This is a genomic window from Microbacterium sorbitolivorans (assembly GCF_003327285.1).
In the GTDB taxonomy this organism is placed as follows: domain Bacteria; phylum Actinomycetota; class Actinomycetes; order Actinomycetales; family Microbacteriaceae; genus Microbacterium; species Microbacterium sorbitolivorans.
This window is the reverse complement of record NZ_KZ848474.1, coordinates 601,421-614,796: the sequence shown is the minus strand read 5'-3', so window position 1 is coordinate 614,796 and position 13,376 is coordinate 601,421. Positions and strand designations below refer to the sequence as shown.

13 protein-coding genes are annotated in these 13,376 nt (G+C 68.1%); 10 read left to right on the top strand and 3 right to left on the bottom strand.

What is annotated here, in order from left to right; all coding sequences use genetic code 11:
- The first annotated feature begins 92 nt into the window (after positions 1 to 92).
- The 8 genes from DTO57_RS08585 (at position 93) to DTO57_RS08550 (ending at position 9,299) form a co-directional block, all read left to right on the top strand.
- A complete protein-coding gene (locus DTO57_RS08585; protein WP_373285676.1) occupies positions 93 to 1,079 on the top strand; it encodes a LacI family DNA-binding transcriptional regulator in 987 nt (328 codons plus the stop codon).
- A gap of 516 nt (positions 1,080 to 1,595) precedes the next feature.
- Entirely contained in the window at positions 1,596 to 2,924 is a 1,329-nt protein-coding gene (locus DTO57_RS08580; protein WP_114117779.1) for an ABC transporter substrate-binding protein, read from the top strand.
- A gap of 69 nt (positions 2,925 to 2,993) precedes the next feature.
- The gene (locus tag DTO57_RS08575; protein WP_114117778.1) at positions 2,994 to 3,896 is read left to right on the top strand and encodes a carbohydrate ABC transporter permease; all 903 of its coding nucleotides are present in this window, start codon (positions 2,994 to 2,996) and stop codon (positions 3,894 to 3,896) included.
- A gap of 8 nt (positions 3,897 to 3,904) precedes the next feature.
- Positions 3,905 to 4,843 carry a carbohydrate ABC transporter permease gene (locus DTO57_RS08570; RefSeq protein ID WP_222843242.1) on the top strand — a complete coding sequence of 313 codons (939 nt, stop codon included), beginning with the start codon at positions 3,905 to 3,907 and terminating at the stop codon, positions 4,841 to 4,843.
- On the top strand, positions 4,840 to 6,096 hold the full coding sequence (locus DTO57_RS08565) for an arabinan endo-1,5-alpha-L-arabinosidase (RefSeq protein WP_114117777.1): 1,257 nt from the start codon (positions 4,840 to 4,842) through the stop codon (positions 6,094 to 6,096). The genes DTO57_RS08570 and DTO57_RS08565 overlap by 4 nt, the downstream gene beginning before the upstream one ends.
- Positions 6,093 to 6,734, top strand: coding sequence for a YesL family protein (locus DTO57_RS08560; protein WP_114117776.1), 642 nt, complete (start codon positions 6,093 to 6,095; stop codon positions 6,732 to 6,734). The genes DTO57_RS08565 and DTO57_RS08560 overlap by 4 nt, the downstream gene beginning before the upstream one ends.
- A gap of 53 nt (positions 6,735 to 6,787) precedes the next feature.
- On the top strand, positions 6,788 to 8,290 hold the full coding sequence (arfA, locus tag DTO57_RS08555; RefSeq protein ID WP_114117775.1) for an arabinosylfuranosidase ArfA: 1,503 nt from the start codon (positions 6,788 to 6,790) through the stop codon (positions 8,288 to 8,290).
- A 7-nt stretch (positions 8,291 to 8,297) separates the two neighbouring features.
- Positions 8,298 to 9,299 (top strand): arabinan endo-1,5-alpha-L-arabinosidase, encoded by a 1,002-nt coding sequence (locus DTO57_RS08550; protein ID WP_187346611.1) that lies wholly within the window; start codon positions 8,298 to 8,300, stop codon positions 9,297 to 9,299.
- A gap of 90 nt (positions 9,300 to 9,389) precedes the next feature.
- Here DTO57_RS08550 and DTO57_RS08545 read toward each other — a convergent pair whose 3' ends face one another.
- The gene (locus tag DTO57_RS08545; protein WP_114117774.1) at positions 9,390 to 10,190 is read right to left on the bottom strand and encodes an alpha/beta fold hydrolase; all 801 of its coding nucleotides are present in this window, start codon (positions 10,188 to 10,190) and stop codon (positions 9,390 to 9,392) included.
- A 115-nt stretch (positions 10,191 to 10,305) separates the two neighbouring features.
- On the opposite strand from DTO57_RS08545, the gene trxA reads away from it, so the two are divergent.
- Both trxA and DTO57_RS08535 read left to right on the top strand, forming a co-directional pair.
- Positions 10,306 to 10,668 (top strand): thioredoxin, encoded by a 363-nt coding sequence (gene trxA / locus DTO57_RS08540; protein ID WP_114117773.1) that lies wholly within the window; start codon positions 10,306 to 10,308, stop codon positions 10,666 to 10,668.
- Between the two features lie 124 nt (positions 10,669 to 10,792).
- Positions 10,793 to 12,499, top strand: coding sequence for an AMP-binding protein (locus tag DTO57_RS08535; RefSeq protein WP_114117772.1), 1,707 nt, complete (start codon positions 10,793 to 10,795; stop codon positions 12,497 to 12,499).
- 79 nt (positions 12,500 to 12,578) lie between these two features.
- On the opposite strand, the gene DTO57_RS14770 is transcribed toward DTO57_RS08535, so the two are convergent.
- Together DTO57_RS14770 and DTO57_RS08530 are read right to left on the bottom strand one after the other, a co-directional pair.
- Positions 12,579 to 12,713 carry a hypothetical protein gene (locus DTO57_RS14770; protein ID WP_268235375.1) on the bottom strand — a complete coding sequence of 45 codons (135 nt, stop codon included), beginning with the start codon at positions 12,711 to 12,713 and terminating at the stop codon, positions 12,579 to 12,581.
- Positions 12,714 to 12,767: 54 nt separating this feature from the next.
- A complete protein-coding gene (locus DTO57_RS08530) occupies positions 12,768 to 13,325 on the bottom strand; it encodes a MarR family winged helix-turn-helix transcriptional regulator (RefSeq protein ID WP_229730635.1) in 558 nt (185 codons plus the stop codon).
- Positions 13,326 to 13,376: the final 51 nt, after the last annotated feature.

Sequence of the window (13,376 nt, the reverse complement as noted above, 5' to 3'; positions counted from 1 at the left end):
ACCGGAGCCCCCACCCCGCCAGCGATACACTCGACTTACAACGTTATAAGTGGCGAGGAAGGGGATCCACCGTGGCGGTCACACTGCATGACGTGGCGAGGCTCGCGGAGGTCTCGATCAAGACGGTCTCAAACGTCATCAACGACTACCCCCACATCCGCCCCGCGACCAGGCAGAAGGTCGAAAACGCCATCGCGGAGTTGGGTTACACCCCGAACCTCACCGCGCGAAATCTGCGCTCTGGTCGCACGGGCGCGATCGCCCTAGCGTTGCCGGATCTCGGGCTCGCGTACTTCGCCGAGCTTGCGGCGCAGGTCATCCAGGAGGCGGAGGCCGCCGGCGTCGCCGTGCTCGTCGAACAGACGGGCGCCGACCGCGACCGCGAGCTCGAGCTGCTGCGTGGGCCGCGGCGCAAGCTCACCGATGGGCTCATCTTCAGCCCGCTCGGAATGTCAGACGAAGACGTCGCAGCGCTCCGCGTCGACTATCCGCTCGTGCTCCTCGGCGAGCGCATCTTCGATGGCCCGACCGACCACGTCACGATGCGCAACGTCGATGCGGCCCGGGCCGCGACCGAGCACCTCATCGCGTCGGGCCATCGGCGCATCGCCGTCGTCGGCGCGCACGCGGGCGAGCTCGTCGGATCTGCGGCGCTGCGCATGAAGGGATATCGCGAGGCGCTCGAGGGCGCCGGGATCCCCTATGACGACGACATCGTCGGCTACACGACGCTCTGGCATCGCGCGAACGGCGCCGACTCGATGCGCGAATTGCTCGATCGCGGCGCGCACTTCGACGCCGTCTTCGGGCTGAACGACACCCTCGCCCTCGGCGCCATGCGCGTGCTGCAGGAGGCGGGCCGGCACGTGCCCGACGACGTCGCCGTCATCGGCTTCGATGGCCTCGACGAGGCAAAGTACTCGATCCCGTCGCTCACGACGGTGGATCCTGGTCGCGAGTGGATCGCCCGCACCGCCGTCTCGACGCTGCTCGAGCGCATCGCCGGCACCCCGGATCCGGAACCGCGCACCATGTTCGCCGACTTCCGGATCCTGGACCGCGAGTCCGCGCCGGCGTAGCCGCGCGCTGCGCCCTCCCGAACTGCGGAAATGACCCCCAACTGCGGAAGAATCCAAGGAATCCTTCCGCAGTACCGGGCCAACTCCGCAGCACGGGATCCGGGGAAGCGCGCCCGCGCCGGGTGCGCCACCCGCGCCACGCGCCCCCTCCCGCGGAAGCGACCCACAACTACGGAGGAATCCGCGAAGTTCCTCCGCAGATCGGGGCCATCCCCGCAGCACGGGATCCCACCGCGAGGCCAGGCCCGTACCCAGCCCATCGCGCCCGAACTCAAACTGCGGAAATGACCCCCAACTGCGGAAGACTCCGCGAGGTTCTTCCGCGGCACGGGGCTACCTCCGCAGTTGCGGCCCAGCAAGCGCCCCTCGCCCACGAAAACCAGTTGACACCGCACCCCTTCCCGCGCAACAATAACTTCTACAACGTTTACTACAACGTTGTAAACCTCGGATGATCCGGCCCTCCGGGACCGGTCTCGACATCGTGGTCACCCATTCCCGAGAGGACACAGCACAATGAAGTCACGGATCCTGGCCGTTGCGGGCGTCTCCGCCCTGGCCGTCAGCGCACTCGTCGGATGCTCGAGCGGAGGCAGCGACGGCGACGGATCGACGCTCACGTTCATGTTCCGCGGCAGCGACGCCGAGAAGGCGGCATACACGGAGGCGATCGAGGCGTTCGAGGCGGCGCACGAGGGCGTCGACGTCAAGATCATCATGACGACGGCCGACGAGTACGCGACGAAGCTCAAGGCCGCGATCGCCGGCAAGCAGGTCCCCGACGTGTTCTACGTCGACCCGGGCAGCATCCAGTCGTTCGTCGGCAGCGGCATCATCGCCGACATCACCGACGCCGTCGAGTCGTCCGACGCGATCGACCTCGACAACGTGTGGCCCTACGGCATCGACAGCTACCGCTTCGACGGCACCACCCAGGGAACCGGCGCGATCTACGCGCTGCCGAAGGACATCGGCCCGTTCTCGTTCGGCTACAACAAGACCATGTTCGAGGAGGCGGGCATCCCGCTCCCCGACGAAGACACGCCCTACACCTGGGACGAGTTCATCGACGTCGCGAAGCAGCTGACGAAGGACACCGACGGCGACGGCCAGCTCGACCAGTGGGGCACGGGCCTCAACGTCACCTGGAACCTGCAGGCGTTCGTGTGGTCGAACGGCGGCGACTGGCTGAACGAGGATCGCACGAAGGTCACCGTCAACGAGCCCGAGTTCGTCGAGGCGCTGCAGTACTTCGCCGACATGCAGAACGTCCACGGCGTCACGCCGTCGGCGGGCGACGCGCAGACGCTCGACACCTACCAGCGCTGGATGCAGGGCCAGATCGGCTTCTTCCCCGTCGGCCCGTGGGATGTCCCGACGTACGAGACCCTCGACTTCGATTGGGACCTCATCCCCTACCCTGCCGGATCCACGGGCGAGAGCGCGACCTGGACCGGCACGCTCGGCATCGCCGTCTCGGCGTCGACGTCGGCACCCGACCTCGCGGCGGAGCTCGCGATGTACCTGAGCGTCGACGCAGACGCCCAGCAGGCCCTCGTCGACGCGGGCGTGCAGATCCCGAACCTCATGGACATGGCCGACGAGTGGGTCACGTCGTCGACGCTTCCCCCGGCGAACAAGCAGGAGTTCCTCGACATCGCGAAGGACTACGGTCGCGCGCTGCCGGCGAACAACACCTACAGCGCCGAGTGGTACGACGAGCTGTTCAAGAACATCCAGCCCGTCCTCGACGGCGAGCAGACGGCGCAGGAGTACCTCGACGACGTCCAGCCCCGCATGCAGGAGCTCCTCGACAAGGCGAACGCCCAGGCCGGAATCGGTTGATCGCGACGGGCGCCGCCGTCCGCGGCGGCGCCCCCACCCGCTTCCTCGAACAGAGTTAGGTCCAGACGCATGACGACCCCCACCTCCCGCCGATCGCGGCTCCACCGCAAGGAGCACCTCGCGGCCCTCGCCTTCGTGGCAGCGCCCGTCATCGGCTTCATCGCCTTCATCGGCTACCCGCTGGTGTACTCGCTCTACACGTCGTTCACGTCGTGGAACGGCCTCGGCGCCCCCGTGCCCAACGGCCTCGACAACTTCGTCGAGATGATGGGCGACCGCTACTTCTGGCAGTCGCTCGGCAACACCGTGTTCTACATGATCGGCATCCCGATCGGCCTCGTCATCTCGCTGCTGCTCGCGCTCGCGCTCAACCGTCGCATGCGCGGACTCACCTTCTTCCGCACGGTCTACTACATCCCGGTCGTCTCGTCGCTCGCCGCCGTCGCGATCCTGTGGCAGTGGGCCTACAACGGCGACTTCGGCCTCGTGAACCAGGTGCTCGCGATCTTCGGCATCGACGGCCCGAACTGGCTGCAGAACGCCGCGACCGCGAAGCCCGCGATCATCATCATGGCGGTCTGGAAGGGCATCGGCTACTCGATGCTGCTGTACCTCGCGGCGCTCCAGTCGGTGCCGTCGCACCTGTACGAGGCGGCGTCGCTCGACGGCGCGGGCCCCTTCACGAAGTTCCGCTACATCACGATCCCGATGCTGAGCCCCGTGACGTTCTTCCTCGTCGTCACGAACATCATCGGTGGCGCGCAGATCTTCATCGAGATCAACATCATGACGCCGAACGGCGGCCCCGAGTTCTCGACGGCGTCGATCGTTTGGTACATCTGGCAGAAGGCCTTCAACTACCTCCAGATGGGCTACGCGACCGCGATGGCCCTCGTGCTCGGAGTGATGGTGTTCATCGTCACCGCCATCCAGTTCCGCATTAACCGTCGATTCCAGTTCTCGATCGACTGAGGCCCGCCATGACTCTTCACACTCCCGTTCAGCAGGATCCGACCGGCTCGACGATCGCGCAGGTCCTCCCCCGTGTTCCGAAGGATCGCCGCCGCGTCACCGGCCCGCGCCTCTCGCGCTCGTACCGCACGGTCAACGCGATCCTCATCGCCGTGCTCTCGCTCGGCGGCATCATCATGGTCGCGCCGCTCGTGTGGACCTTCAGCACGTCGCTCAAGACGAAGGAGGGCGTCTTCGCCCTCCCGCCCCAGTGGATCCCGGATCCGGTGGTCTGGGACAACTACGTTCGCGTGTGGAGCGCGGCTCCCCTCGCGAGCGGTATCTGGAACAGCATCATCGTGTCGGCGAGTGTCACGATCCTCGGCACGATTGCGTCGATGCTCGCGGCGTTCGCGTTCGCGAAGCTGCGCCTGCCGTTCAAGAACGTGCTGTTCCTCGTGCTGCTCGGCGCGATCATGATCCCGTTCCCGACGATCATGATCCCGCAGTTCTCGATGTTCGCCTCGGCGGGCCTCGTCGACACGCTCTGGCCACTGATCCTGCCCGGCATCTTCGGCAACATCGTGATGGTCTTCTTCCTGCGCCAGTACCTCGCGTCGGTTCCCGACTCGATCATCGAGGCGGCGAAGATCGACGGCGCGGGCTACCTGCGCATCTTCTTCCAGCTGATCTTCCCCGTGATCCGCCCCGCGGTCGCGGCGCAGTTCATCCTCTGGTTCATGGGCGTCTGGAACGACTACCTCGGCCCGATCATCTACCTGAACTCCCCCGAGAAGCAGACCCTGCAGCTCGTCATCGCGAGCCTCAACATGACGTACGCGAGCCAGACCGATTACCCGCTGATCATGGCCGGATCGTTTATCGCGCTGATCCCGGTTCTCGTCATGTTCGCCGTGTTCCAGAAGCAGATCATCGAGTCGATCGCGCTGACGGGATCCAAGGCATGAGCACCGCGATCGGGGCGCACGACCCCACCGTCGTGCGCGGCGACGACGGCCTCTGGTACATGTTCTCGACCGACGCCGCGGTGGACGACCGCGAGATCCCGGCGGGCGCGCACGTGCGCACCTCCGCCGATCTCGTGCACTGGGATCCGGCCGGCACGGCGCTCCCCGGCGTCCCCGCCGCGGTGCTCGCGCACACGGGCGCCGTCGGCCTGTGGGCGCCCGAGGTCGTGCGCTGGCCGGTCGGCGGCGACGACCGCCGCTGGCGCATGTACTACTCGGCATCGTCGTTCGGATCCCGCACCTCGGCGATCGGCCTGGCGACCGCGGCGAGCGCCGCGGGCCCCTGGACCGACGAGGGCATCGTCGTCTCGACCACGCAGGGCGTCGACGCCCACAACGCGATCGACGCCGCGATCGTCTTCGACCGCGACGGATCCCCGTGGCTCACCTACGGATCCTTCTTCGACGGGATCCGCACCCTGCCGCTCGACGCGGAAACGGGCCTGCCACGGGGCGGCGACGAGGTGCTCATCGCGCGCCGCTCGGCCGCGGTCGACGGCGCCGTCGAGGGCGCGTACATCGACTACCGCCCCGAGCACGACGACTACGTGCTCTATGTCTCGTACGACTCGCTCTTCGACAGCTACAGCATCCGCGTCGGCGTCGCCCGCGAGGTCACGGGCCCGTACCTCGACGCCGCGGGTCGCCCGTTGCTCGATGCCCCCGAGGGCGTCGAGGGGTCCGCCGGCACGAAGGTGCTCGGCGGCCTGAGGTTCCCCGGCCAGGTCGGCTGGAGCGCCCCCGGACACAACTCGATCTTCTTCGACGGCGACGCGCGCTTCCTCGTGCACCACGTGCGCCGCGCCGACGACGCGCGGGTGCACGAGGCGCAGATCCGCCGCGTTCACACGACGCGCGGCGGCTGGCCGATCGTCTCGCCGCACCCGTTCGCGGGCTACGAGGCCGAGCGCCTCGCGGCCCCCGAGGGCCTCGAGGGCGCGTGGAACGTCGTGCGCCTGAATCCGGAGCGCACCGGCGTGATCGATTCCGAGACCCTGCGGGTCAGCGGATCCCTGCGCACCGCGGCGGATCCGGTGGCCGGCGAGATCGTCCTCCACGCGGGCACCGACGTCGCGCTCGACGCGGTCGTGTTCGGCGCGACCGACGAGCGCACGGGCCGCGCCGTGCTCGCCTTCGGCGGCATCGACGGCGACGGCGTCGTCTGGATCGGATCGAAGGAGGCGGCGTCGTGATCGTCGAGGACGGCTGGGTCGACCGCATCATGACGTGGCTGCGGGCGCTGTCGGCGCTCATCGTCGTCAACTTCTTGATCATCGCCGGCACACTCGCAGGCGCGGTCGTGCTCGGCGCCCTCCCGGCGCTCGCGGCCGGATCCGTGTGCCTGACGCAGCTGCGAGACGGCGACGGATCCGGGATCGTGCGCCGCTTCGCCGCCGAGTACCGCGCCCGCTTCTGGCGCGCGAACGCGCTAGGCGCGCCCTTCGTGCTCGTCGGCGCGCTGCTCGTCGCCGACACGCTCGTGCTGCCTGCGCTGCCGCAGGCCGCCGCGACCGCGCTCGCGGTCTTCACCTGGGTCGCCGGCGCCTACACCGCAATCTCCCTCGTCGCGGCGCTCGCGATCGACGTGCGCTATCGCGACCGCATCGCGCCGACGCTGCGCTTCGCCGTGGGCCTGTCGCTCGCGTCGCCCCTCATGGCGCTCGTGCTCGCGGGATCTCTCGCCGTGATTATCGCGTCGCTCCTCGCGCTGCCGATGTTCATCCCGCTCCTCGGCCTCTCGATCCCGCTCTTCGTCGGCGGCTGGTTCGTCGACCACCGCCTCGCGCAGCTCGACGCGCACCACCCGCGCGCCGCCGCGCTCGCCCGCTAGCTCTTTTTCTCCACCGCCATGGCGCTTCCGCGCGCCCAAAAAGAAGGAACACCATGACTACCGCACAGATCACCGTCCACAGGGACGCCGTCGTTGCCCCGCTGAACCGCCGCATCTTCGGATCCTTTGTCGAGCACCTCGGGCGATGCGTCTACAACGGCATCTACGAACCCGAGCACCCCACCGCCAACGAGGACGGCTTCCGCCTCGACGTCGTCGACCTCGTGCGCGAGCTCGGATCCACGACGATCCGCTACCCCGGCGGCAACTTCGTCTCGGGTTTCCGCTGGGAAGACTCGGTCGGTCCGCGCGAGGAGCGCCCCGTGCGCCGCGACCTCGCCTGGCACTCGCTCGAGACGAACCAGGTCGGCGTCGACGAGTTCTCGCGCTGGCTGAAGCTCACCGGATCCGAGCTGATGATGGCGGTGAACCTCGGCACCCGCGGCATCGAGGCCGCGCTCGACCTGCTCGAGTACTGCAACCACCCGTCGGGCACGGCGCTCAGCGAGCAGCGCATCGCGAACGGCACCGTCGAGCCGCACGGCGTGAAGATGTGGTGCCTCGGCAACGAGATGGACGGCCCGTGGCAGACGGGCTACATGACGGCCGACGACTACGGCAAGCTCGCCGCCCGCACGGCGCAGGCGATGAAGGCCGCCGAGCGCGACCTCGAGCTCGTCGTGTGCGGCTCGTCCGGATCCGGGATGCCCACCTTCGGCGACTGGGAGCGCACCGTCCTCGAGCACTCGTACGAGCACGTCGACTACATCTCGTGCCACGCGTACTACCAGGAGCGCGGCGGCGACCTCGACTCGTACCTCGCCTCGTCGCTCGATATGCAGTACTTCATCGAGACCGTCGTGTCGACGGCCGACCACGTCGGCAACAAGCTGAAGTCGAAGAAGAAGATCAAGCTCTCGTTCGACGAGTGGAACATCTGGTACCTCGACGAGCACCGCGAGTCTGACGAGGTCAACGACGAGTGGCGCTACGCGCCGCGCCAGCTCGAGGACGTCTACTCGGTCGCCGACGCCGTCGTGCTCGGCAACCTGCTCATCACGCTGCTCGGTAACCACGACCGCGTCGCGAGCGCCTCGCTCGCGCAGCTCGTCAACGTCATCGCGCCGATCATGACCGAGCCGGGCGGCGCCGCGTGGCGCCAGACGACATTCTTCCCGTTCTCGGTGACGTCGCGCCTCGCGTCGGGCGAGGTGCTGCGCCCGCGCATCACGGTGCCGACGTACGAGACGGCCGCCCACGGATCCGCCCCGCTCGTCGACGCCATCGTCACCGCCGACGACGACCGCTCGGCCGTGTTCCTCGTCAACCGCAGCCAGACCGAGGCGATCACCGTCACGATCGACGTCTCGGAGCTCGCGGGCGCGGCCATCACCGAGGCCGTGACGCTGTGGGACGACGACGTGTACGCCAAGAACACGCTCGACAACCAGGAGCGCGTCGGCCTGAAGACCCTCGAGGGCGCGACCCTCGAGGACGGCACCCTCACCGTCGTGCTGCCGCCCGTGTCGTGGTCGGCCGTGGCGCTCGGGAATTGAGCCCCGCATGCGTTCCCGGATCCGCCGGATCCTGATTGGTGCCGTCGTCGCCTTCGCGGCGGCGGCACCGGCCGCATGCGCCCAGGCGCCAGCAGCGCCGGAGCTCTCGGGCGACGTGTTCGTGCACGATCCCGCGTACATCCGCGGCGACAGCGACGAGCCGAGCTGGATCTACTCGACCGGCAACGGACAGGTCGGCGACGGCAACATCCAGATCCGCCGCTCAGACGACGACGCCGAATGGGAGTACGTCGGCGAGGTGTGGAGCGAGAAACCCAAGTGGCTCACCGAGCAGGTCGAGGGCCTCGACAACCTGTGGGCGCCCGAGCTCTACGAGCACGACGGCACCTGGTACCTCTACTACGCCGCCTCCACCTTCGGAAGCGGTAGCTCGGTCATCGCACTCGCGACGAACACGACGCTCGATCCCGAGGATCCTGCGTACGAGTGGATCGACCAAGGTGAGGTCATTTCCAGCGCCGGCAAGCCCTACAACGCGATCGACCCGAACATCGTCGAGGATGCCGACGGAGAGCCGTGGCTCTCCTTCGGATCCTTCTCGAGCGGGCTCCAGATCGTCCCGCTCGAGTGGCCGAGCGGGCTGCTCTCCGGATCCGCGGATCCGGTAACGATCGCCGACCGCGGCCTGCTCGAGAACGCGATCGAGGCCCCAACAATCGTCGCCCACGACGACGCCTACTACCTGTTCGCGTCGCGCGGTTTCTGCTGCCGCGGCGTCGACAGCACCTACGAGATCATCGTCGGCCGCGCCGACAAGGTGACGGGCCCGTATCTCGACCAGGCCGGTTCCCCGCTACTCGAAGATGGCGGCACGGTCGTGCTCACGAGCGAAGGCGACAACATCGGCCCCGGCGGCCAGTCGCTCTCGGGCGACATGCTCGCCTTCCACTGGTACGACGGCGCGCAGGACGGCATGTTCCGGCTGGGCCTCCTGCCGGTGGAGTGGCAGGACGGCTGGCCGGCGGTCGCCTGGCCGGCCGTGCCCTAAGCGTCACGCCCGTTCTTCGGAGATGAGCCGCAATTGCGCCGGATCCACATGCTCCGGTCCGCAGCTGCGGCTCATCTCCGCAGATACGGCTCAGTCGTCGATCGCGCGCCGCAGGAAGTCGAGCCCTGCGTCCTTGAACTGGCGGGCACCGGGGGCGTTGAAGTGGTGGCGCTTCGGGATCTCGACGAAAGATCCGTCGGTCAGCAGGCTCGCGAGGTACCTCGCGTCCTCAAAGATGGAGTCGTCGGTTCCCGCCGCGACGAGGGTCGGCTGTTGCGGGGCGTCGCCCATATCGGGGTTCTCATCGCCGAAGCGCATCCCCTGCGCGAGCGCGACGAGCGCGCGCAGGTCGTTGCCCTCGACGCGCTCGGCGAGGCGCACGTAGTTCTGCGTCGCCGGATCCGTCACCGGGGTGCCGTCGGCGATGTAGGCGCGGGCCTGGTCGAGGTCGAGGCGGCCGAGCGGCCGCCCATCGGGGATCCCGCCGAGCACTGCCCGCTCGACGCGGTTCGACAGCTCGGCCGCGACGTGCCAGCCGACGCGGGCACCTAGCGAGTACCCGAGATAAAGAACCGGATCCACCATATAGACGTCGAGGATCGCCTCGACGTCGGCGACGAGCGACGGCATCGTGTAATCCTCGGCGTCGTGCGGCTTCTCGCTCTGGCCATGTCCGCGCTGGTCAACGGCGAGCACGCGGAAGCCCGCGTTCACGAGGCGGCTGACCCAGCCGGTGTTGACCCAGTTGTCCTGCGCACTCGAGGCAAAGCCGTGCACGGCAAGAACGACCGGCGCGTCCTCGTCACCCCAGGTGTAGGTCGCGAGGCGAAACCCCTCCTGGGACATGACGTATTGCGGTTTCGGCATCTCGGGAATCAGCGGGGTCTGCATATCTCCATTGTGCTCCTCGATTCTGTATTCACGCGCATGAATTCCCGCAAACGGCCCTCACGCCCTCTTCGCCGCGTACGGTAGTTCGGACGAGCCCCCAAACGAGAGGACGCCCATGGCTACTATCGAGCTCACCGACGACACCTTCGAGAAGGCCGTCACCTCCGACGGCATCACGCTCGTCGACTTCTGGGCCGAATGGTGCGGCCCGTGCCGCCAGTTCGGCCCCATCTTCGAGGAATCGTCGGAGCAGAACCCCGACGTCGTGCACGCCAAGGTCGACACCGAGGCCGCTCGCGGCATCGCTGCCGCAGCACAGATCACGTCGATTCCGACGCTCATGGCGTTCCGCGACGGCGTCCTGGTTTTCCGCCAGGCCGGCGCGCTCCCCAAGCCCGCACTCGAGCAGGTCGTCACGGCCGTCAAGGAGCTCGACATGGACAAGGTGCGCGCGCAGATCGCTGAGCAGGCCGACTGATCTCGGATCCCGCGCAGGGGCGTCCTCCAATTCGGAGGGCGCCCCTTTGCTCGCTCTCTCCAACACCTGTCGTGCCCGCCGCGCCGTACGATAATCGAGCGCCCATCCCGCTCAAGGAGGATCGATGACCGCACAGGACACCACGCAGGCATACGACGCCCTGCTCGCCGCACGCGACGTGATCGTGGCGACACGCACCGACTACGCGCGCGCTTCTGCGGAGTTCCGTTGGCCCGACGTCGGCGAGCGCTTCAACTGGGCGATCGACTGGTTCGACCGCATCGCGCGCGGCAACGAGCGCACGGCCCTCTGGATCGTCGAGGAAGACGGATCCGAGGCCAAGTACAGCTTCGCTGAGCTCGCGACCCGCTCGGATCGCCTGGCCCACTGGTTGCAGGCACAGGGGATCGGCGCCGGCGACACCGTCCTTCTCATGCTCGACAACCAGGTCGAGCTGTGGGAATCGATGCTCGCGATCATGAAGCTCGGCGCGATCGTCGTCCCGGCGACGACGGCGCTCGGATCCGCGGATCTCGGTGAGCGCGTCGCTCGCATCGCCGCGAGCGCGGTCATCACGGGCGCATCAGATACGGTGAAGTTCGCGGATCTCACGGGCGACTTCCTCCACATCGCCGTCGGCGGCGCCGACGGCTGGCTCGATTTCGCCGCCGCCCGCGAGCACGAGAACGCGGATCCGTTCGAGACGCAGACCGCACCGACGGATCCGCTGCTCATGTACTTCACATCGGGAACGACGTCGTCACCGAAGCTCGTGCAGCACACGCAGTACTCATACCCCGTCGGGCATCTATCGACGCTCTACTTCCTCGGACTCATGCCGGGTGACGTACATCTCAACGTGAGCTCGCCCGGATGGGCGAAGCACGCGTGGAGCAGCTTCTTCTCGCCGTGGCTCGCCGAGGCGACGATCTTCGTCTACAACTACACGCGCTTCGAGCCGGAGGCGCTCCTCGCCCAGATCGAGCGTGCCGGAGTCACGACGCTCTGCGCCCCGCCGACCGCGTGGCGCATGCTCGTGCAGCACGACCTTTCGGGCCGCGGCGGATCCTTGCGCGAGCTCGTCGGCGCGGGCGAGCCCCTCAACCCCGAGGTCATCACGCACGTGCAGCGCGAGTGGGGCCTGACGATCCGCGATGGATACGGGCAGACCGAGACGACCGCGCAGGTCGGGAACACCCCCGGATCCGATGTGCACTTCGGATCGATGGGGCGGCCACTGCCCGGCGTACCGGTCGTGCTGGTGGATCCGGCCACGGGCGAGACCGCCGACGAGGGCGAGGTCTGCCTCGATCTCTCGCAGAACCCCCGCAACCTCATGGCCGGCTACCGGGCCGACGCGGAGCGCACCGCCGCCGTCTTGGCCGACGGCTACTTCCACACGGGAGACATCGCCTCGCGCGACGCCGACGGTTACCTCACCTACGTCGGCCGGACCGACGACGTGTTCAAGTCGTCGGGTTACAAGGTGTCGCCGTTCGAGCTCGAGAGCGCGCTCATCGAGCATCCCGCCGTCGCCGAGGCGGCCGTCGTGCCCGCTCCCGATGAGACGCGCTTCACGGTGCCGAAGGCCTACATCGCCCTCGCCGCCGGGTGGGAGGAGAACGAGGCGACCGCCCTCGAGATTCTCGCCCACGCGAAGGCCACGCTCGCGCCGTACTTGCGGGTGCGACGCGTTGAGTTCGCGGAGCTCCCGAAGACCATCTCGGGCAAGATCCGTCGCGCCGAGCTGCGCGCCCGGGAGAACGGGTCCCGCCCCGAGGGCGAGTTCCGCTACGAGGACTTCGACGAGCTGCGCGCGGCGCGGGGCTGATCCGCCCGGGAAGACCTCCGGCGCGGTCAACATCCGGGGCATCGAAAGCCGTAGCAAGGGCCCCTCGCATAGACCGAAGCTAGGCGGCGGTCGCGACCCTCTCGAGCTCGTCGAACTCGCCCGCCCAATCGATCCCGTTCCCGTCGGGCAGGACGATCCGTGCTGTCCAGGCACGACCCTGCTCCGCGACGAAGTCGAGCGTCTCCCCCGGCACCACGACGTGCGCGCCGCCGAACCGGCGCGCATCGGCTGCGAAGACCCCGGGGCGTCAGCCCTCGGCGAGCCCCGGTTCGATGCCCTCGGCGGCCTGGGTGAGCGCGTCGAAGAAGCGCAGCACGGCGGCCCGGTCCTCGGGCGCCAACGACGCTATCGCGTCGAATCGTCGCGCGTGGCTGCGCCCGACCGACGCCCGGGCGGAGGCGCTCGTCGTCTCGGTCACCTCGATGGCGATACGGCGACGGTCCCCCGGGTGCGGCAGCCGTCGAATGTGGCCGCCCGTCTCGAGCCGGTCGGTGAGCTTCGTCGTGGCGGCGGGGCTGATCCGCAGGTGCGCCGCGATCATGCCCGGCGTCGCGATGATGCCCTGCCGCTGGGCCGCGATGAGGTAGCGCAGCGCGCGCATGTCGGTGTCGCCGAGACGCATGTATTCGCGCGCCTTCGCGCTCAGTTCCCGCTCCAGGCGGCTCCACGCACCCATCGCCTCGAGAACGGCGACGACCTGATCGAGATCATCGGGCGCGAGGTGAGCGCGCGCTACGATCTCGCCGTCGGGATCCATCAATCTCGGATCCACGAGGCTTCGCACCCTCTCGTCATCCCGCTCCACCCTTAAATCCTAATCCATGTTGTAATTACACCAAGAATACTATTTACTATG